Below are 19,320 nucleotides of genomic sequence, written 5' to 3'. Positions count from 1 at the left end.
CCCGGGCGGTCGGGTTGCGTACCTGGGCGGTCGACTCGCGTACCCGGGCGGTCGGGTTGCGTACCTGGGCGGTCGACTCGCGTACCCGGGCGGTCGGGTTGCGTACCTGGGCGGTCGACTCGCGTACCCGGGCGGTCGGCTTGCGTACCCGAGTGGTCGGTTCGCGTACCTGGGTGGTCGGTTCGCGTACTCAGGTGGACGACATGAAGTGCGCGGCTCAGCGGCGCCGGTAAGCCATCCCGGCCGCCACCGCGCCCGCCAGTGCTCCGGCTCCCAGCACCGAAGGCACGCCGATCTTCGCGGCCTTCCGGCCCGTCCGGAAGTCCCGGATCTCCCAGCCGCGCGCCCGGGCCACGTCCCGCAGCCCGCCGTCCGGGTTGACCGCTACCGCGGTTCCCACCGCCGACAGCATCGGGATGTCGTTGGCCGAGTCCGAGTACGCCGTGCAGCGCTTCAGGTTCAGCCCCTCGCGCGAGGCCAGCGCCCGGACCGCGTGCGCCTTCGCGCGGCCGTGCAGCAGGTCACCCACCAAGCGGCCCGTGTAGACGCCGTCGCGGGTCTCCGCCACCGTGCCCAGCGCGCCCGTGAGCCCGAGGCGGCGGGAGATGATCGCCGCCAGTTCGATCGGGGTGGCCGTCACCAGCCACACCCGCTGGCCCGCGTCCAGGTGCATCTGGGCCAGTGCCCTGGTGCCGGACCAGATCTTGTCCGCCATCAGCTCGTCGTAGATCTCTTCGCTGATCGACGTCAGCTCGGCCACCGTGCGGCCGGCCACAAAGGACAGTGCGCGCTCGCGGTGGGTCTTGATGTCCTCTTTGTTCTCGCGGCCGCCGAGCCGGAACTTGATCTGGCCCCACACGAACCCGGCCAGGTCGGCCGAGGTGAAGAACTTGCGGGCGGCCAGGCCGCGGGCGAAGTAGAAGATCGACGCGCCCATCATCATCGTGTTGTCGACGTCGAAGAACGCCGCCGCGGTGAGGTCCGGCGGTGCGGGCGGGGCCGGGGGTTCGGAAAGCGCGTGGGCGGCCGCGGCCTCTGCCGACGCTTCGCCCGCGAGCGCGGCGAGCCGTTCGAGCTCCTGACTCTTGTCCTTGCCACGCCAAGCTGACACGTACACCGCCTCCACGTCTCCTTCGCACAGCGTAGCGAGCCGCCCACCGTGTCGTCGCAGGTGTGGGCCGGACCTCAGCCGATGACGATCGGCGGCAGGCCTGGCAGCAGCGGCGGCAGCGAGATGAGCGGCGGCTGGGACGTCGTCGTGGCCGGGGCCGGCGGCCGGGTGGTCGTCGTCGGCTGGCCGAACACCGGTGGCGGCGTCACCCCGCCGGTCGGCGCCGGGATGCCCGGGGTCGACGCGGCCTCCGACGGCGGCAGCTGCGTGCCCGTCGGTGTCGGTGTCGTGCTGTCCGCCGACGAGGGCGCGACCGACGCCGACGTCGGCTGGCCGCCGGCGGCCGGGGCGGGCCGCTGCGTGCACTCGCCGGTCGCCGGGAGCGGGCCCAGCTCGTCCGCGGTGCCGTTGGTGATCGTGTAGCAGCTCATCCGCGCCACCAGGCCGCTCGCGCGCTCCTGGACCTTGCCCAGCAGGCTCCGTACTTCGCCGAACACCGGCGCCGCGTCCGCCGGGAGCGGCAGCGTGGTCAGCCGGGTCACCTGGTTGCGGGCCCACAGCCGGACGTCGGACAGCGCCTGCGAGCCGCCGCCGTCGCTGGTCGCCGCGGTGGACAGCTGGGCGACGCCGGCCCGCAGGTCGGCGGCGAAGTCCTCGTAGGCGGTCCGGTAGTCGGCCTCGCTCGCGTTTTCCGCGGCCAGCTCGCCGAGCTCGGTGATCCGGTTGGTGGCGAACTCGAGGTGCTTGCGCCCCTTCTCCTGCTCGCCGAACGTCAGGCCGAGCGCGGTCGACTCGCCGGCCCGCTTGACGCTGTAGAGCGGGTCACCGGGCAACGCGCTGCGCGAGAGCACCAGCGTCAGCCCGGACAGCACCAGGAAGAGGAAGAGCGCGGCGGCCACCAGGTCGGCGGTCCGCGGCCGCCACCTCCGACGTGGCGTGGCGGCCGCCGCCGTCTCCAGGCGGCCCGCGATCTCCGCGCGGATCCGCTGCCGCGTCTCCAGGTCGGGGGCACCGGCCGCGCCGAGCTCGCGCAGGGCGCCGACCAGCGCGAGCTCGTCGGCGAACTCGCCGTCGCGGCGTACCGGCGACGGTTCCAGGGCACGCGCGAACCGCTCGCTCTCGGCTCGCTCACGCGCAAACCTCACGGCGCTGCTCTCCATCCGGGCCACGGCCGGTCCGACACCGGTCTGCGTGGGGTAACGATCCAGGAGCCGCGAGGGTTACCGGTTTCGGTCGATGAGCGGAAAAGTTCGCGGGTTCAGCGCAATCCCGTCGGCAGAAGTTGTGCCAACCGGCGTACCGCGCGGTGCTGGAGCGCCTTGATCGCGCCCTCGTTGCGGTTCATGATCTCCGCCGTCTCGGCCACCGACAGGCCCTGCAGGAACCGCAGGACGATGCATTCCCGCTGGTCTTCGCCCAGCTCGGCGACGCAGCGCAGCAGCTCGGCCCGGGTGGCGCGGCTGATCGCCTCCTGCTCGGGGCCGGCCTGGGCGGTCGCGCCGACGACGAACGGCGCCGCACCCGGCTCGGTCACCTCGTCGGTGACCACCTCGAGCTTGAACCGGCTCGACTTCACGTGGTCGAGCACCAGGTTGCGGGCGATGGTGACGAACCAGGCGCCGACGTCACGTCCCTGGTAGCTGACCGACGTGATGCGGCGCAGCGCGCGCAGGAAGGTCTCGCTGGTGACGTCCTCGGCGAGGTCGCGGTCGCCGAGGCGGAACAGCACGTACCGGTAGACGACGTCGACGTAGCGGTCGTAGAGCCGGCCGAAGGCGGACGAGTCGCCGTCCTGCGCGGCCCGCACCAGCTCCCAGGCTTCGGCCTTCGCCGCCTCGGCGCGCTCGTCGTCGGCCGCCTGCCTGCTCACCGGCACGGCGGACGCCCGTCCGAAGACGCGTTCGGCGAACATGAAGACGGGCCCACGGCTCGCGGCGGTCGGCACGGTCATCGGGCGGCACCTCCGGCGGTGGCTTCGACCCAGCGGGCCACGGAACCCCCGGAGCTGCGGCGAGCAGGGGCCGGCCGGCTCGCGTGCCCCACGACCTCGTGGGCAGGCAAGTTCCTCACGGCGACTCCCTCTCTCCGGTCGCGGCGGTGATCAACACCACCGGCCCGACGCAGTGCAGCATACGTGTTGTTACCGCTAAGTAGGTAGTGGTTCCGGGGTTGCTCAGACGGAACGCTCGCGGTCAGCACCCATGACGTCGCTTCAGATGACAGACTTGCAACGGTTCCCGCCGGGCGAGGAGAGGCAGGTCGCGGGTGAGTGCTCCAGGAGGGACGCAGCCGGGGGTCGGCGGGCTGCTCACGCGGGCCGCGGCGACGTGGCCGGAGCACCCGGCCGTGGTCGAAACCGGCACCGGGCGCGGCCTGACCTACCGCGAGGTCGAGGCGGCCGCCCAGGCCCAGGCCCACCGGCTGGCGGCGGCCGGCGTCCGGCCCGGCGACCGGGTGGGGCTGCGGCTGCCGACCTCGGTGGACTTCGTGGTCGCCTTCTTCGGCGCGCTGCGGGCGGGCGCGGTGGTCGTGCCGCTGTCGCCGCAGGTGCCCGGGCCCGAGCTGGAGAAGCTGCTGGAGCACAGCGGCGCGAAGGTCGTCGTCCAGCGCGACGCCGAGGGGGATCTCCCTGACGGCGTGAGCGGGCTCACACCCGGCGGCGACCCGGAGGGTGAGGGGGAAATCCCCGACACCGTCCGATCCGGCGAAGACATCGCGGTCATCTCGTACACCTCCGGCACAACCGGGCCCCCGCGCGGGGTGATGCTGTCGCACCGCGCGCTGCTGGCGAACCTCGAGCAGATCAGCGGGGTCGAGGGCGTCCTGGAACACGACGACCGGGTGCTGATCACCATCCCGCTCTTCCACGTCTACGGCCTCGGGCCCGGCCTCCTGCAGGCCACCGCCGTCGGCGCGACCGCCGTCCTCTCGGAGCGCTTCGAGGCCCAGCGCACGCTGGACGACTGCGCGGAACACCGCGTCACCTCGATCACCGGTGTCCCGACGATGTACGGCGAGTTCGCCGCCCTCGGCGAAGACGAGCTCCGCCGCGGTCTGGCCACCGTGCGGCGGATGACCTCGGGCGCCGCGCCGCTGCACCCGAAGGTGCTGACCGCCATCCGGGAGGCCACCGGCCTCGACGTCTACGAGGGCTACGGCCTCACCGAATGCGCCCCGGTGGTGACGTCGACGCTGGTCACCGGCTACCCCAAGCCGGGCTCGGTGGGCCGGCCGCTGCCCGGCGTCGAGCTGCGGCTGGTGGACAGCGACGGAACCGACCAGGCCGTGCCGCTTGACCCCGACGACGTCGACGACGTCTTCGAAGCCGACGGCGAGACCGGGCTGGTGTCGATCCGCGGCGCCAACCTCTTCTCCGGCTACTGGCCCGACGGCGACCACGGACCCGACGACGAGGGCTGGTTCCGCACCGGTGACGTCGGCTACCTCGACACCGACGGCGACCTGCACCTGGTCGACCGGGCCAACGACCTGATCATCGTCAACGGCTTCAACGTCTTCCCGCGCGAGGTCGAGGCGGTGATCGGCGAGCTGCCCGAGGTGGCCGAGGCCGCCGTGGTGGGGGTCGTGGACGAGCGCAGCGGCGAGGCGGTCAAGGCGGTCGTCGTGCCCGCCGCCGGGGCCGCGCTGTCCGAGCAGCAGGTCGTCGACCACTGCGCGGCCCACCTGGCCGGGTACAAGGTGCCGCACCTGGTCGAGTTCGCCGAGTCGCTGCCGCACTCGGCCACCGGGAAGCTGCGCCGCCTGCGGTTGCGGTAGTAAGGACGCCATGGCGCACGAAGTGACGGTGATGGGCCGGGACGGCTGCCACCTCTGCGAGGTCGCGGAAGCCGAAGTCGCGCGGATCTGCGGGGAGCTCGGCGTCGCGTGGAAGGCCGAGGACGTCGATACCGACCCGGAGTGGCGGGCCGAGTACGGCGACCGCGTCCCGGTGATCCTCGTCGACGGCGCCGAGCACGGGTACTGGCGCGTCGAAGAGGACCGGTTGCGGCGCGCCCTGCAGCCGTAACACGTCCGTAAGCCGGATCGGGCAGCCTTCCGGAGCGAGTGCTGGCGAAGATGGAGGCGTGAGCACTCTGCAGGAAGCCCCGCCCGAGGCACCCCGCCGGCTTTCGCTGCCGGTCGCGACGCTGATCGGCCTGCTCGCGCTGGCCGCCGCCCTCGGCGTCGGGCACCTGGTCGCGGGCTTCGTCGGGTACACCGCGTCGCCGTTCATCGCGGTGGCGAACTACGTCATCGACCACAGCCCGACGGCGATCGTGAAGTGGGCCGAGCGGACCCTGGGCACCTGGGACAAACCGGTGCTCAAGATCGGGCTCGGCGTGGTGCTGGTGCTGCTCGCGCTGCTCGCCGGGCAGCTCTCGCGCCGGACGCCGCGGGCCGGGCAGGTGCTCGTCTTCGTCCTCGGTGCCGCCGGGGTCGCGGCCGTGTACGCGCGCAGCGACCTCGGGCAGGTTTCGCTGCTCGCGCCGGTCGCCGCCCTGGTCGCGGGCTTGGCCGTGTTCACGCTCCTGCACCGGCTCGCGCTGCCGGTGGACGCCGCCGACGAGCGCGGCTTCGACCGGCGCAAGTTCCTGCGGGCCGGAGTGGGGGTCGCCGCCGGGTCGGGGCTCGCGGCCGTCGTCGGCCAGGTCTCCGGGACCAGCTCGGACGCCGAGGGCTCGCGCACCGCCGTCGGGCCGCTGGTCCCGGCGCGCACCGCCCCGCCGCTGCCCGCGGACGCCGACTTCGCGAAGCTCGGCTCCCCGCCGTTCATCACCCCGAACGCCGACTTCTACCGCATCGACACCGCGCTGGTCGTGCCCCAGATCCGCGCCGAGGACTGGAGCCTGAAGATCCACGGCATGGTCGACCGCGAGGTGACGTTCTCCTACGCCGACATCCGCAACCGGCCGCTGGTCGAGCGCCGGGTGACGCTGACGTGCGTGTCCAACGAGGTCGGCGGCCCGCTGATCTCGAACGCGTCCTGGATCGGCGTCGACCTGGTGGACCTGCTGGACGAGGCCGGGGTCCAGGCGGGCGCGGAGCAGATGTTCGCCACCAGCGTCGACGGCTGGACCTGCGGCACCCCGGCGAACGTCGCCCTCGACCCGGCCCGCGGCGCGATGCTGGCGATCGGGATGAACGGCGAGCCGCTGCCGGTCGAGCACGGCTTCCCGGCCCGGATCGTCATCCCCGGCCTGTACGGGTACGTCTCGGCGACGAAGTGGGTGAAATCGCTCGAATTCACCAAGTGGGACGCCCGGCAGGCGTACTGGCTCAGCCGCGGGTGGGCCGAGCAGGCGCCGATCAAGACGGAGTCGCGGATCGACACGCCGAGCGGGTTCGCCGGCGTCACGGCGGGCAAGGTCCGCCTGGCCGGCACCGCGTGGGCGCAGCACACCGGGATCGCGAAGGTCGAGGTCCGGCTGGACCAGGGCCCGTGGCAGCAGGCGACCCTGGCCGCCGAGGTGAGCAAGGACACCTGGCGGATGTGGTGGATCGAGCTGGACGTGCCGAAGGGCACGCACCAGGCGTCGGTCCGGGCCACCGACTCCGGCGGCTACACGCAGACGGAAAACCGCGCGGACCCGGTTCCGGACGGCGCCACCGGGTGGCACTCGGTCACCCTCGACGCCCGCTGACGGCCCGCGGGATCCGGTCGCCGCGATCGGTCCGGCTGAGCCGTTCACCGTGCCCGGTGGCCCGCTCGCCGCGTCCCGCGGGCCGCCGCGCCGGACGGCTTTCGATCACCGCGCGCGCGTGTCCGGCGCGGAAGTGCCTGCCGGACAAGGATTCTGACGCGGTGTCGTGATCCGTGCGTCGCCGGAACCGGCCCGGAACCGCCTCCGACCAGTGACTTTGTGCGTGCGTTCACAAGTGGTCTACCGTAGGAACGTCGCCCGGGCCGGGCCGGTATCGAACCGGACGCCGGGGCCTGGGTCAAGACACAGTTCCGAATGGCGACGGCCGCCAGACGTGCAACAGCGGGCAGGAGAACTACGGCGTGGTGACACAGCGGGGGAGGCGCGACGCGGCGGACTCCCCGGGCCGGGCGCCCCGGCGGCCCCGCCGTCCGGCCGGCCCCGACGCCGACAACGCCCCCACCGCCGAAATGCCCGCGGTGCCCGCCGGCGAGCCGAACGGCAACGGGGACGCCCCCGAGGCCGTCCGGGCGAAGTCCATCCCCGAGGCCGCCGTCGCCCGCTTGGCCGTCTATCTGCGCGTGTTGTCCGGAATGTCCGAGCAGGGCGCAACGACGGTTTCCAGTGAAGAGCTGTCGCAGGCAGCGGGCGTCAATTCCGCCAAACTGCGCAAGGACCTCTCCTACCTGGGCTCCTACGGCACCCGCGGGGTCGGCTACGAGGTCGGCGTCCTGGTCAGCCAGATCGAGCGCATCCTCGGCCTGACCCGCCAGCACAAGGTGGCCGTGGTCGGGATCGGCAACCTGGGCCACGCGCTGGCCAACTACGGCGGCTTCCCGGGGCGCGGCTTCCCGGTCGAGGCCCTGTTCGACCTGGACCCGGACCTGATCGGCGTGCCGGTCGGTGGTCTCCCGGTCTCGCACATGGACGACATCCCGCGGATCTGCGCCGAGCGCGGCATCTCCATCGGCGTCATCGCCACTCCGCCGACCGCCGCGCAGTCGGTGTGTGACCGGCTGGTCGCGGGCGGTGTCCAGTGCATCCTCAACTTCGCTCCGGTCGTGTTGCAGGTTCCTGCTCACATCGAGGTCCGCAAAGTGGATTTGGCCGTCGAGCTGCAGATACTCTCGTTCCATGTGGCCCGCCGCGCGGATGACGCCGCCGGCAATCAGGGCAATTCCGGATTACCCGCAGGGGTTCTCCCGGCCGAGAATGGGAACGGCAGGCGGAACGGCTCGGGTCCGGACGGCGGACGGGAAATGGTGGTGCGCTCATGAGCGTTTTGGCGGTCGGTCTTTCGCACCGAAGTGCGGAGCTGAGCACGCTCGAGCGCGTCGCGATCCCCGCGCCCGAGATCGGCAAGGTGCTCGACGAGCTGCAGCAGGCCGAGCACGTCAGTGAGGTCATGCTCGTCTCGACCTGCAACCGGATCGAGGTCTACGCGGTCGTCGAGACGTTCCACGGCGGCCTCAACGACGTCTCCGAGGTCCTCGCCCGCCAGGCCGGCATGGCGCCCGCCGAGCTCTACGACAGCCTGTACGTCCACTACGCCGGTGCCGCCGTCGAGCACCTCTTCTCGGTCACCTCGGGCCTGGACTCGATGGTCGTCGGGGAGACGCAGATCCTCGGCCAGATCCGGTCCGCCTACGCCACCGCCCGCGAAGCCGGCACCGTCGGCCGCACGCTGCACGAGCTGATCCAGACCACGCTGCGCGTCGGCAAGCGCGTGCACACCGAGACCGGGCTCGACCAGCTCGGCGCGTCCGTCGTGTCCGAAGCCCTCGCCGCGGCCGGGGACGTCACCGGCAAGCACGCCGTCATCGTCGGGGCGGGCTCGATGGGTGCGCTGAGCGCGTCCCAGCTGCGCAAGGCCGGGATCGGCGAGATCACCGTGGCCAACCGCACCGACGCCCGTGCCCGCCGGCTCGCCGCGAACGTCACCGAGCAGGGCGTGCCGGCCCGCGCGGTCCCGCTGTCCGCGGTCGCCGACGCGGTGCGCGACGCCGACATCGTGATCTGCTGCACCGGCGCGCAGGACGCCGTCTTCGGTCCCGAGCACGTGCTGCCGCGCGCCGGCCGGGCCCTCGTCGTCTGCGACCTGGGCCTGCCGCGAGACGTCGACCCGGAGGTCGGCGAGCTGGCGGACGTCCGGGTGGTCGACCTGGCCACCATCCAGCGCCGGATGCGCGAAGCCGGCACCCCGACCACCGAGCGCCAGACGGCCAAGGCGACCGGGATCGTCCTCGACGAGGTGCGCGACTACCTCGCCGGGCAGCGCAGCGCCGAGGTGACGCCGACGGTGACCGCGCTGCGCCGCCGCGCGGCCGAGGTGGTCGACGCCGAGCTGCTGCGGCTGGACAACCGGCTGCCGGAGCTGGACAGCGCGGTGCGCGAAGAGGTCGGCCGCACGGTCCGCCGGGTGGTCGACAAGCTGCTGCACGCGCCCACGGTGCGGGTCAAGCAGCTGGCCGCCGAGACGGCCGAAACCGACTACGCCAACGCGTTGCGCGAACTGTTCTGCCTCGACCCGCAGGCACCCGCCGCGGTGGCGAGCCCGAAGCCCCCCTCAGAGAAGAAGTAGCAGTGACCAGAGTCATTCGTATGGGTACGCGTGGGTCGAAGCTCGCGCTCACCCAGACCGGGACCGTCGCCGACGCCCTGCGCGCCACCGGCGTCGAGGTCGAGATCGTCAAGGTGACCACGCCCGGCGACAAGTCGCTGGCCCCGATCTCGACGATCGGCGTCGGCGTGTTCACGTCCGCGTTGCGGGAAGCCTTGCTGCGCAACGAAGTCGACGTCATCGTCCACTCGTACAAGGACCTGCCGACGGCGCCGGAGCCGGGCATCACGCTGGCCGCCGTGCCGCCGCGCGAGGACCCGCGGGACGCGCTGATCGCGCGTGACGGGCTCACCCTCGGCGAGCTGCCGCCGGGTTCGAAGGTGGGTACCGGCGCGGCGCGGCGCACCGCGCAGCTGCACGCGCTGGGTCTCGGTTTGGAAATCGTGCCGATCCGCGGCAATATCGACACCCGCATGCGGAAGGTGACCGACGGCGAGCTCGATGCCGTGGTGCTGGCGCGTGCCGGACTGGCCAGGGTCGGACTGGTCGAGGTGATCACCGAGACCCTCGACCCGATCCAGATGCTGCCCGCGCCCGCCCAGGGCGCGCTGGCGGTGGAGTGCCGGGCGGGAGACGTGGACCTCGAGCAGCTGCTCCGGTCCACTTTGGACGACGAGGGCACGCGGGTCGCGGTGACGGCCGAGCGTTCCCTGCTGGCCGCGCTGGAGGCGGGGTGCAGCGCGCCGGTGGGCGCGCTCGCCGAGATCGTCGAAGATCTCGACGCCGACGGCAAGGTCGTGGAACGGGTCTCGCTGCGCGGCACCGCCGCCGCGGAAGGCGAGAACGGCGCGGTGGACATGGTCCGGGCCTCCGCGCTGGCCGACAAGGACCAGGCCGCCCAGCTGGGCAAGGACCTGGCCGCCGAGCTGCTGGACCTGGGAGCCGGAGTCCTCTCCGGCCCTGCTCAATAGCGCTCTCGCGAGCGCTTTTCGAAGACGTAGGAGATCTGCGGCCGCGCGATCGTGCACGGTCGCCGCAAGAGGAGAAACGCACAGATGACCCCCGCGCGAAAGACCACCGGGCGCGTAGCGTTCGTGGGCTCCGGCCCCGGCGACGCCGGCCTGCTCACGGTCCGTGCCCAGGAGCTGCTGACCAAGGCCGAGGTCGTGGTGACCGACCCCGACGTGCCGCAGGCCGTGCTGGCGATGGCCGCCGAGGGCGCCGAAGTCCGGCCCGCCGTCGGCGAGGCCGCCGAGGTCGCCAAGGACCTGACCAACGAGGCCAAGGCCGGCCGGCTGGTGCTGCGGCTGGTCGCGGGCGACCCGCTGACCACCCCGGCCGTGGTGGCCGAGGTCCAGGCGGTCGCGCGCACGAGCGCCGTGTTCGACGTCATCCCGGGCGTTTCCCCGGCCGCGGCCGTCCCGGCGTACGCGGGCGTCGCGCTGGGCGGCACGCACACCGAGGTCGACGTCCGTGGCGACGTCGACTGGGCGGGCCTTGCCGCCGCGCCCGGCCCGCTGGTGCTGCACGCGACGTCGGCCCACCTGGCCGAGGCCGCCTCGGCGCTGACCGGCCACGGCGTCCCGGCGTCGACCCCGGTCGCGGTCACCGCGAACGGCACCATCAACACCCAGCGCACCCTCGACACCACGCTCGAGAAGCTGGCCAACGACGCGGGCGAGCTCGTCGGGCCGCTGATCGTCACGATCGGCCAGGCCGCCGGGCAGCGCTCGAAGCTGTCGTGGTGGGAGTCGCGCGCGCTGTACGGCTGGAAGGTCCTGGTGCCGCGCACCAAGGAGCAGGCGGGCGAGATGGCCGAGCGCCTGCGCGGCCACGGCGCGACGTCGCACGAGGTGCCGACGATTTCGGTCGAGCCGCCCCGCAGCCCGGCGCAGATGGAGCGTTCGGTCAAGGGCCTGGTCGACGGCCGCTACCAGTGGATCGTCTTCACCTCCACCAACGCGGTCCGCGCGGTGTGGGAGAAGTTCGAGGAGTTCGGGCTCGACGCCCGGGCGTTCTCCGGCGTGAAGATCGCCTGCGTGGGCGAGTCGACGGCGGCGAAGGTGCGTTCGTTCGGCATCATCCCGGAGCTGGTCCCGTCGGGCGAGCAGTCCTCGGAAGGGCTCCTGGCCGAGTTCCCGCCGTACGACGACGTGCTCGACCCGGTCGACCGCGTCCTGCTGCCGCGGGCGGACATCGCCACCGAGACGCTGTCGGCCGGCCTGCGCGAGCGCGGCTGGGAGATCGACGACGTGACGGCCTACCGGACGGTCCGGGCGGCCCCGCCGCCCGCCGAGACCCGCGAGATGATCAAGACCGGCGGCTTCGACGCGGTCTGCTTCACCTCGTCCTCGACCGTGCGGAACCTGGTCGGCATCGCCGGCAAGCCGCACACCCGCACGCTGGTCGCGTGCATCGGCCCGAAGACCGCGGAGACCGCGGTCGAGTTCGGGCTCCGGGTGGACGTCCAGCCGGAGAAGGCGGACGTGCCGCACCTGGTGGACGCGCTGGCCGAGCACGCCGCCCGGCTGCGTGCGGAGGGTGCGCTGCCGCCGCCGCGGAAGGCGAAGCGGGCCCGCCGCTCCTGAGGTTCTGACGACGAAGGCCGCCCCGGTTCGCCGGGGCGGCCTTCACTCGTTTCAGCGGGGGTTGGTCTCGCGCCACTTCAGGTAGTCGGCCACCGAGGCGGGTACGTCGAACTCCGGCTCGAACCCGGTGTCCTCGCCGAGGCGGGAAATATCCAGGTACGGCCCGCCAGAGCCGCCTGGTGGAAGGGTCGTGCCCAGCGCAGACGCGAACTCGCCGTACGTGAACGGGCGGCCGCTCGACACGTTGTACGTGTCGTGGTTCAGCCCGGGAACCGTGGTCAGCAAGGCGATCGCGCGGCCCGCGTCCGGGGCGTAGCAGACGTCGCCGCCGTCGTCGGTGTGCAGTTCCGGGGGCGAGACCGCGTTGACCAGCGAGGGAATCGGGCAGAACGGCGACTGCGGGTCCACCAGCGGGCCCCAGATCGTGCCGATCCGCAGCACCACCGGCCGGACCCCGCTGCCCGCCAGGCTGTGCGTCGTCAGCGGCTCGACCGCCTTCTTGTAGGCGACGATCAGGTGCGGCAGCGCAACCCCCGGCAGCGGGAGGTCCTCGGTCCACGGGATCTCCGGCCGGCCGGCGTACACGCCGAGGCTGCTCGCGACGGCGAACCGCCGGACACCCCACGCGCGGGCCGCGTCGAGCGCGTTGAGCAGGCCCGCCGTGTCCGTCCGGAAGAACTCGACCGGGTCGTCGCCCGGGATGCTGCCCGCGAGGTGCACGATGTCGCTGATCTCGTGGCGCGAGCCGAGCGCCAGGAACCTGTCGCGGTCGGTGACGTCGAGCTGTTCGACCGCGACCCGGCCGGCCAGGAACGCCGGGACTTCGGTGCGCCGGTGGGCCGTCACGACGACGTCGTGGCCGAGGTCGAGGAGCGCGCGGGCGGTGTGGGCGCCGATCATGCCGAGCCCGCCGGTGACGAGGATCATCGCGCCAGGCTAGGAACGCCGTTCCGGCGGTTCTTGAACGAATCGCGCAGGAACGGCAGGTAGGACGCCGAATGGTCGTGGCCGCAAGCGCACGCCTCGACGCTCCCGCCGAGCAGGGCGCGCGGGGTGAGCCCGGTCAGGCGGAGGCACTCGCGGCTCAGGTGGGCCTGGTCGGCGTAACCGGCGTCGGCGGCGAGCCCGGCGATGCTGCCCGCGCCGGCCTGGGCGAGCGCGAGGAAGCCCTGGAACCGCAGCGTCCGCTGGAGGGCCTTCGGCGAGACGCCGACCGCCTGCAGGCAGCGGCGGCGCAGCTGGCTGGGCGACAGCGCGAGGTGCCCGGCGAGGCTGTCGATGCCGACCGGGTGCCACGGCATCAGCAGCCGGACGGCCTCGGTGACCAGCGGGTCCACCGCTCTGACCGGCAGCAGGGCTTGGATGGTTTCGAGGGCACGCTCCGGGGAGCCTGCCGTGGCCACGGCTTCGGCCAACCGGTCGGCGGCCAGGTCGACGTGCTGGTCGACCAGCTCGTCCAGCGGCATCGGGAGGGGCGGTGCGGCGCCCGGGTGGAAGCGCAGCCCGACCAGGGTCAGGTGCGCCGGGAGGACTTCGAGCCGGGCCCTGGTCAGCGGGCCGAGCAGCCGTGGCCGCCCGCCGATCGGGAAGTGGAGCTCGACGCCGCCGGTGGGCAGGTGCCGCTGGACGTACGGCTCGTCGCCGACGCGCTGGATCCAGAGTGTCCGCAGGTCGCCGGCCAGTGCGGGCACGGGCAGGCGTTCGACGTACACCCGTCGTACCGAATACTCCGGGCCGTCCGGGGTCAAGCACCCTTGCGGAACTCCGGCAAAACGAACCGGAGTAACTTGGTAGGGGTGTTCCCCGAGCATCGTCCCCGCAGGCTTCGCACCACCCCGGCCATGCGCAGGCTGGTGGGCGAAACGACGCTGCGGCCACGCCAGCTGATCCTGCCGATGTTCGTCGCCGAGGGGATCGACGCGCCGCGGCCGATCTCGAGCATGCCCGGCGTCGTCCAGCACACCCGCGACACGCTGCGGAAGGCCGCCGTCGACGCGGTCAACGCCGGGGTCGGCGGGCTCATGCTGTTCGGCATCCCGGCCAAGCGTGACGCCGAAGGCTCCGGAGCCGTCGACGAGAAGGGCATCCTCAACGTCGCCCTCCGTGACCTGCGGCACGAGCTCGGTGACGCCACCGTGCTGATGGCCGACACCTGCCTCGACGAGTTCACCGACCACGGCCACTGCGGCGTCCTGGACGCCGACGGCGCGGTCGACAACGACGCCACCCTGCGGATCTACGCGCAGATGGCGATCGCACAGGTCGAAGCCGGGGCGCACGTGCTCGGGCCGTCCGGGATGATGGACGGCCAGATCGGCGTCATCCGCCGGGCGCTCGACGAGGTCGGCCACAAGGAAGCGGCGATCCTCGCCTACTCCGCGAAGTACGCCAGCGCGTTCTACGGCCCGTTCCGCGAAGCCGTCGACTCGCAGCTCAAGGGTGACCGCAAGACCTACCAGCAGGACCCGGGCAACGGCCGCGAGGCGCTGCGCGAGATCGAGCTGGATCTCGCCGAAGGCGCGGACATGATCATGGTCAAGCCCGCGCTGGCCTACCTGGACGTCATCAAGGCGGCGGCGGACATCTCCCCGGTCCCGGTGGCGGCGTACAACATCTCGGGCGAGTACGCGATGGTCGAGGCGGCCGCGGCGAACGGCTGGCTGGACCGCGAGCGGACGATCCTCGAGGTGCTGACGTCGATCCGCCGTGCGGGCGCCGACATGATCCTCACCTACTGGGCCGCGGAAGCCGCTGCCTGGCTGGATTGACCGGCTAGAGTCCTCGCGTGGCAAATGAAGAAGACCTCACGGGTCTCACCGACGACGAACGGCGCAAGCAGGGCCGGTCGCCCGACCCGGTGCTCCCCGGCGAGAAGGCGCCCAAGGCGGCCCCGCCGCGCCCGGTGGCCGTGTCGTTCTGGCTGTGGCTGGCCGGCGGGGTCGTGCTGATCCTCGGGTACGTCCAGCTGATGGCCGGCAAGTCGGCGGTCATCGACCGGTACGTCGAGGGCACCAAGGACCCGAAGATCACCCCGCAGATGATCGCGGACGGCGTCACGGCGATGCTGTGGTTCCTGCTGGTCGGGTCGATCGTGTTCACGCTGCTGTTCCTGCTGTTCGCGTACAAGGCCCGCGAAGGCACCCGCTCGGCCCGGACGGTGCTGACCGTGCTGCCGATCGTGATGGTGCTGCTGATCTTCACGTTCGCGCCGGTGCTGACGTACCTGACGCTGGTCGCGGTGCTGCTGTTCGTGATCGCGCTGGTGCTGCTGTACCTGCCTTCGGTGAGCGGCTACTTCCCCAAGGTCGGCAAGAAGCTGTGAGGCTGTACGCCGAGTCGGGCGTGAGCTGGGCGGCCATCGCCTGGGGCCCGGCGTTCGCTCTGGTCGGCGCGCTGGCCGAGCTGGTGACGGGCGGCCCGGTGCACGTGGTGGGCTGGCTGCTGGTCGCCTTCGGCCTGTGCGTGATCACGATGCCGTGGGTGTACGCGCGCCGCCGGTTCCTCTCGGTGGAAGTGACTTCCGAGCAGCTGCGCCAAGGCCGGGAGAAGGTCCCCGCGGCGGAGATCGCGTCGGTGACGGACGTCGGGGCACCGGTGGGCGCCCGTGTCCTCGGCGGCGGCTGGTCGGTGCCGCGGAAGTACGACTCCCTGCCGGTGGAACTGGCCGACGGCTCGGTGGTGCTGGCCTGGGCGAAGGACGTCGAAGCGCTGCGGGACGCGCTGGACCGGCTCGTCCGGGCGACGCCGCGGGAAGCATGAGAAAATCGCTGTCGTGATCGACCTTCCGCAGCCCACCGGGGCCGAGCTTTGGCCGCCGGAAGAACCCGGCCCGCAGGCGAGGCTGCACAAGCCGTGGCGGGGGCTGGTGGCCGCCGTGGAGGTGGTGCTCGCCGTTCTTGCCGGGTGGGCCGCCTACGCCTGCTGGCACCACAGCGTCGCCACCGTCGTCACCCGCACCGAAGACGGCGCCGTGCTCGAGTCGCACCGGTACTTCGGCGGGCTGCTCGCCGCCGCCATCGGGCTCGGGACCGTGGTCGCCCTGTTGCTCGTCGACGCCGTGCGTCAACTGTCGCTCGCGATCCGTGCCCGGAGTCCCAAGCCCAAGGCCTGATACACAGCTGGCGCACAGGCAACGAACAGTCAATTGCTAAGCCGCGGCACCAAGGTTGCCGCATGACGCGCGTGCGTGCCTCGAAGGCATGGGTGATCAACGGAGCACTGGTCGTACTGCTGGCCGGGGCGGGATTCGGGATATACCAGGCATTCAGCCCGGCACCGAGCTCGGCGCAGGCGCAGTCGCGCAGCACCCCGGTCCGCCGGGCGACGGTCACCGAGACCGTCTCCGCCGCCGGCACCCTCGCCAGCAGCTACACCGGCGCCGCGAACTTCGCCACGGCAGGCAAGGTCACCGCGATCGACGTCAAGGTCGGTGACGTCGTCAGCGCCGGCCAGAAGCTCGCCACCGTCGACAGCACGCAGGCGGCGAAGCAGCTCCAGGTCGCGAAGGCGAACCTCACCGTCGCCCAGAACGCCCTCGACACCGCCGAGACGGCCGAGGCCACCCCGGCCACCGGGCCGAACAGCCAGAACGCCCAGACCAGCGCGGCCAACAACGTCGCCTCGGCCCAGGCGAAGCTCGACCAGGCCCAGCTCGACGTCCAGACCGCGCAGCAGGCGCTCGACAACACCGTGCTGTACGCACCCGGCGCCGGCACGGTCACCGCGATCAACGGCACCGTCGGGCAGCAGTCCTCCAGCGGCTCCTCGGCCGCGAGCCAGTCGTCGAGCAGCAGCGGCAGTGGCCAGGGCGGGCAGGGCTCGTCGTCGAACTCCAGCTCGGCCGCTTCTTCGTCCTCCGGCAGCTCCGGCTTCATCACCATCACGAACCTGAGCGGCCTGGTCGTCAACACCTCGGTCGCCGAGATCGACGTCAGCAAGGTCAAGGCCGGCCAGAAGGCCACCGTGACGCTCAACGCGCTCCCGGACAAGCCGATCCAGGCCACCGTGTCGAGCATCAACCTGACCCCGACCACCAGCGGCAGCGTCGTCTCCTACGGCGCGCAGCTCGCACTGACCAGCCCGCCGGACGGGCTGCGGCCCGGCCAGTCGGCGAGCGTCGTGATCACCGTCGCCGAGGCGGACAACGCGCTGAGCGTGCCCGCCGCGGCGGTGCAGACCGTCGGCAGCACCAACCTCGTCACTGTGCAGGACAACGGGCAGAACGTCACCCGCCAGGTGCAGATCGGGCTGCGCGGCGAGTCGACCGTCCAGATCACCTCCGGGCTGACCGAGGGCGAGAACGTCGTGCTCACCGCGACGGCCACCACCGGCACCACCGGCGGGAACGGGCGCGCCGGCGGCGCCGGCGGGTTCCCCGGGACCGGGGGCACCGGCGGCTTCCCGGGCGGCGGCCAGCGCGGCACCGGCGGCGGCTTCGGCGGGCGCGGATGAACCCGGTGATCGCGGTCTCCGGACTGCGCAAGACCTACGGGGCAGGCGAAACGGCGGTGCACGCGCTGCGCGGCGTCGACCTCACCGTGTGGCCCGGCGAGTACGTCGCCATCATGGGCGCGTCCGGTTCGGGGAAGTCGACCCTGCTGAACATGCTCGGCTGCCTGGACGTGCCGACGTCCGGCCGGTACCTCCTGGACGGGTTCGGCGTCGGGAAGCTCAACGAACGGCAATTGGCGTTGCTGCGCAACCGGAAGATCGGCTTCATCTTCCAGTCGTTCAACCTGGTGCCCCGGACGTCCGCGTTGTCCAATGTGGAACTCCCGCTGGTCTACAGTGGACTGCGAAGGTCGGAACGGCGGCGGCGGGCGCTCGCGGCGCTGGAGATGGTCGGGCTGTCCGACCGGGCCAAGCACCTCCCGAGCGAGCTGTCCGGCGGCCAGATCCAGCGCGTCGCGGTGGCGCGGGCGCTGGTCACCGGCCCGGCGATGCTGCTGGCCGACGAGCCGACCGGCAACCTCGACCGGCGCAGCACCGAGGACGTCCTCGGCGTGTTCGACCGGCTCAACGCGCTCGGCCGCACCATCGTCGTCATCACCCACGAGGACGAGGTCGCCGAGCACGCGCACCGGGTCGTCCGGGTCGACGACGGGCTCATCGTGTCGGACGAAGTGACGCGCACGACCGGCACGGTGGGGGCGGTGTTGTGAACCTCCTCGAAATCCTGCGGTTCGCGGTGCGCGGGCTCACCGCGAACAAGCTGCGCTCGGCGCTCACCACGCTCGGCATCACCATCGGCGTCGCCGCGGTGATCCTGCTGGTCGCGGTGGGCAACGGCGCGTCGGCGGCGATCGCGGCCAGCATCCAGGGCCTCGGCACGAACGTCGTCAACGTCTCCCCGGCCCGCGGCGGCGGCCAGGGCGCGACCGCCCGGCCGCTGACCGTGCAGGACGCGCACGCGCTCGTCGACCCGGTCGGCGCCCCGGACGTCAAGGCCGCCTCGCCGGTGGTCAACACGACGGCGACCGCGACCTACGGGCAGACGTCCTACGACATCTCCAGCGTCGCCGGCACCGAACCGGCGTACTTCACCACCACCAACCGCGAGCTCGCCCAGGGCCAGCTGTTCACCAGCGAGGACGTCACGGCCGCGCGGAAGGTCGTCGTGCTCGGCCCGACGACCGCGGAGTCGATCTTCGGCACCGCCGATCCGGTCGGCAAGAACGTGCTGCTCAACAGCATCCAGTTCACCGTGATCGGGGTGCTGCAGGCCAAGGGCAGTACCGGCCTGCAGAACGCCGACGACGTCGCCATCGCGCCGATCTCGGCGGTCCAGAACTCCCTCGCCGGGTACGGCAACCTCAGCCAGATCGCCGTCCAGGCCACCAGCGCCGACTCCGTCTCGCTGGCCCAGTCCGAGATCACCGCGATACTCAACGCCCGCCACGGCATCCGGCTCGGCGGTACCCCGGACTACCAGATCCAGAACTCCGAGCAGCTGCTCGCGACGCGCACGTCGGCGACCGAGACGTTCACCGTGCTGCTGGCGGCGGTCGCGGCGATCTCGCTGCTGGTCGGCGGCATCGGCGTCACGAACATCATGCTGGTCACGGTCACCGAGCGGATCCGCGAGATCGGCATCCGCAAGGCCATCGGGGCTCCGCGCTCGGCCATCCTCGGCCAGTTCCTCGCCGAGGCGACCATGCTCAGCCTGTTCGGCGGGCTGCTCGGCGTCGCCATCGGGCTGATCGGCAGCCGGTTCACCATCTCCGGGATCAAACCGGTCGTGGTGCCCTCGTCGATCCTGCTCGCCTTCGCGGTATCCGCCCTGATCGGGCTGTTCTTCGGCAGCTTCCCGGCGAACCGGGCCGCCAAGCTGAGGCCCATCGACGCTTTGCGTCACGAATGACACCGACGCGTTGCGTCACGAATGACACCGACGCGTTGCGTCACGAACAAGGAGTCTTC

19 protein-coding genes are annotated in these 19,320 nt (G+C 72.2%); 14 read left to right on the top strand and 5 right to left on the bottom strand.

From position 1 onward, the window contains the following. Positions 1–217: 217 nt before the first annotated feature. The 3 genes from ABZX11_RS07835 to ABZX11_RS07825 form a co-directional block, all read right to left on the bottom strand. Positions 218–1,111, bottom strand: coding sequence for an HAD-IB family hydrolase (locus tag ABZX11_RS07835; RefSeq protein ID WP_354910846.1), 894 nt, complete (start codon positions 1,109–1,111; stop codon positions 218–220). Positions 1,112–1,185: 74 nt separating this feature from the next. Then, on the bottom strand, positions 1,186–2,256 hold the full coding sequence (locus ABZX11_RS07830) for a DUF5667 domain-containing protein (RefSeq protein WP_354910844.1): 1,071 nt from the start codon (positions 2,254–2,256) through the stop codon (positions 1,186–1,188). 113 nt (positions 2,257–2,369) lie between these two features. Then, positions 2,370–3,062, bottom strand: a complete 693-nt coding sequence (locus ABZX11_RS07825; protein WP_354910842.1) for a sigma-70 family RNA polymerase sigma factor — start codon at positions 3,060–3,062, stop codon at positions 2,370–2,372. A gap of 314 nt (positions 3,063–3,376) precedes the next feature. Between ABZX11_RS07825 and ABZX11_RS07820 the strand changes: the two genes are divergently transcribed. From ABZX11_RS07820 to ABZX11_RS07790, 7 genes are all read left to right on the top strand, one after another. Further along, on the top strand, positions 3,377–4,888 hold the full coding sequence (locus ABZX11_RS07820; protein ID WP_176173431.1) for an AMP-binding protein: 1,512 nt from the start codon (positions 3,377–3,379) through the stop codon (positions 4,886–4,888). A 10-nt stretch (positions 4,889–4,898) separates the two neighbouring features. Further along, complete coding sequence (locus ABZX11_RS07815; RefSeq protein WP_103351881.1) at positions 4,899–5,138, top strand: glutaredoxin family protein; 240 nt, start codon at positions 4,899–4,901, stop codon at positions 5,136–5,138. Positions 5,139–5,196: 58 nt separating this feature from the next. Continuing rightward, positions 5,197–6,753 carry a molybdopterin-dependent oxidoreductase gene (locus tag ABZX11_RS07810; protein WP_176173430.1) on the top strand — a complete coding sequence of 519 codons (1,557 nt, stop codon included), beginning with the start codon at positions 5,197–5,199 and terminating at the stop codon, positions 6,751–6,753. Between the two features lie 362 nt (positions 6,754–7,115). After that, positions 7,116–8,030 carry a redox-sensing transcriptional repressor Rex gene (locus ABZX11_RS07805; protein WP_176173429.1) on the top strand — a complete coding sequence of 305 codons (915 nt, stop codon included), beginning with the start codon at positions 7,116–7,118 and terminating at the stop codon, positions 8,028–8,030. Beyond that, positions 8,027–9,334 (top strand): glutamyl-tRNA reductase, encoded by a 1,308-nt coding sequence (locus tag ABZX11_RS07800; RefSeq protein WP_176173428.1) that lies wholly within the window; start codon positions 8,027–8,029, stop codon positions 9,332–9,334. Before ABZX11_RS07805 ends, ABZX11_RS07800 begins: the two co-directional genes overlap by 4 nt. 20 nt (positions 9,335–9,354) lie before the next feature. After that, the gene (hemC, locus tag ABZX11_RS07795; RefSeq protein ID WP_176173427.1) at positions 9,355–10,284 is read left to right on the top strand and encodes a hydroxymethylbilane synthase; all 930 of its coding nucleotides are present in this window, start codon (positions 9,355–9,357) and stop codon (positions 10,282–10,284) included. An 84-nt stretch (positions 10,285–10,368) separates the two neighbouring features. Beyond that, positions 10,369–11,901: a bifunctional uroporphyrinogen-III C-methyltransferase/uroporphyrinogen-III synthase gene (locus tag ABZX11_RS07790; protein ID WP_354910836.1), complete on the top strand. Its 1,533-nt coding sequence runs from the start codon at positions 10,369–10,371 to the stop codon at positions 11,899–11,901. Between the two features lie 51 nt (positions 11,902–11,952). On the opposite strand, the gene ABZX11_RS07785 is transcribed toward ABZX11_RS07790, so the two are convergent. Continuing rightward, positions 11,953–12,828, bottom strand: coding sequence for an NAD(P)-dependent oxidoreductase (locus ABZX11_RS07785; RefSeq protein ID WP_354910833.1), 876 nt, complete (start codon positions 12,826–12,828; stop codon positions 11,953–11,955). After that, complete coding sequence (locus ABZX11_RS07780) at positions 12,825–13,613, bottom strand: helix-turn-helix transcriptional regulator (protein ID WP_354910831.1); 789 nt, start codon at positions 13,611–13,613, stop codon at positions 12,825–12,827. The genes ABZX11_RS07785 and ABZX11_RS07780 overlap by 4 nt, the downstream gene beginning before the upstream one ends. 84 nt (positions 13,614–13,697) lie before the next feature. Between ABZX11_RS07780 and hemB the strand changes: the two genes are divergently transcribed. From hemB to ABZX11_RS07745, 7 genes are all read left to right on the top strand, one after another. Further along, positions 13,698–14,669, top strand: a complete 972-nt coding sequence (gene hemB, locus ABZX11_RS07775; protein WP_176173423.1) for a porphobilinogen synthase — start codon at positions 13,698–13,700, stop codon at positions 14,667–14,669. Positions 14,670–14,686: 17 nt separating this feature from the next. Beyond that, positions 14,687–15,223, top strand: coding sequence for a hypothetical protein (locus ABZX11_RS07770; RefSeq protein WP_176173422.1), 537 nt, complete (start codon positions 14,687–14,689; stop codon positions 15,221–15,223). Further along, a complete protein-coding gene (locus ABZX11_RS07765) occupies positions 15,220–15,660 on the top strand; it encodes a hypothetical protein (RefSeq protein WP_354910828.1) in 441 nt (146 codons plus the stop codon). Before ABZX11_RS07770 ends, ABZX11_RS07765 begins: the two co-directional genes overlap by 4 nt. Before the next feature lie 13 nt (positions 15,661–15,673). Beyond that, a complete protein-coding gene (locus ABZX11_RS07760; protein WP_354910826.1) occupies positions 15,674–16,012 on the top strand; it encodes a hypothetical protein in 339 nt (112 codons plus the stop codon). A 62-nt stretch (positions 16,013–16,074) separates the two neighbouring features. After that, the gene (locus ABZX11_RS07755) at positions 16,075–17,352 is read left to right on the top strand and encodes an HlyD family efflux transporter periplasmic adaptor subunit (RefSeq protein ID WP_354910823.1); all 1,278 of its coding nucleotides are present in this window, start codon (positions 16,075–16,077) and stop codon (positions 17,350–17,352) included. After that, positions 17,349–18,062 carry an ABC transporter ATP-binding protein gene (locus ABZX11_RS07750; protein WP_176173418.1) on the top strand — a complete coding sequence of 238 codons (714 nt, stop codon included), beginning with the start codon at positions 17,349–17,351 and terminating at the stop codon, positions 18,060–18,062. Before ABZX11_RS07755 ends, ABZX11_RS07750 begins: the two co-directional genes overlap by 4 nt. After that, complete coding sequence (locus tag ABZX11_RS07745) at positions 18,059–19,261, top strand: ABC transporter permease (protein ID WP_354910820.1); 1,203 nt, start codon at positions 18,059–18,061, stop codon at positions 19,259–19,261. The genes ABZX11_RS07750 and ABZX11_RS07745 overlap by 4 nt, the downstream gene beginning before the upstream one ends. Positions 19,262–19,320: the final 59 nt, after the last annotated feature.

The organism is Amycolatopsis sp. NPDC004169 (genome assembly GCF_040610315.1).
In the GTDB taxonomy this organism is placed as follows: Bacteria; Actinomycetota; Actinomycetes; order Mycobacteriales; family Pseudonocardiaceae; genus Amycolatopsis.
Note: the sequence above shows the minus strand (reverse complement) of the source record. Positions and strands in the feature narration are given on the sequence as shown.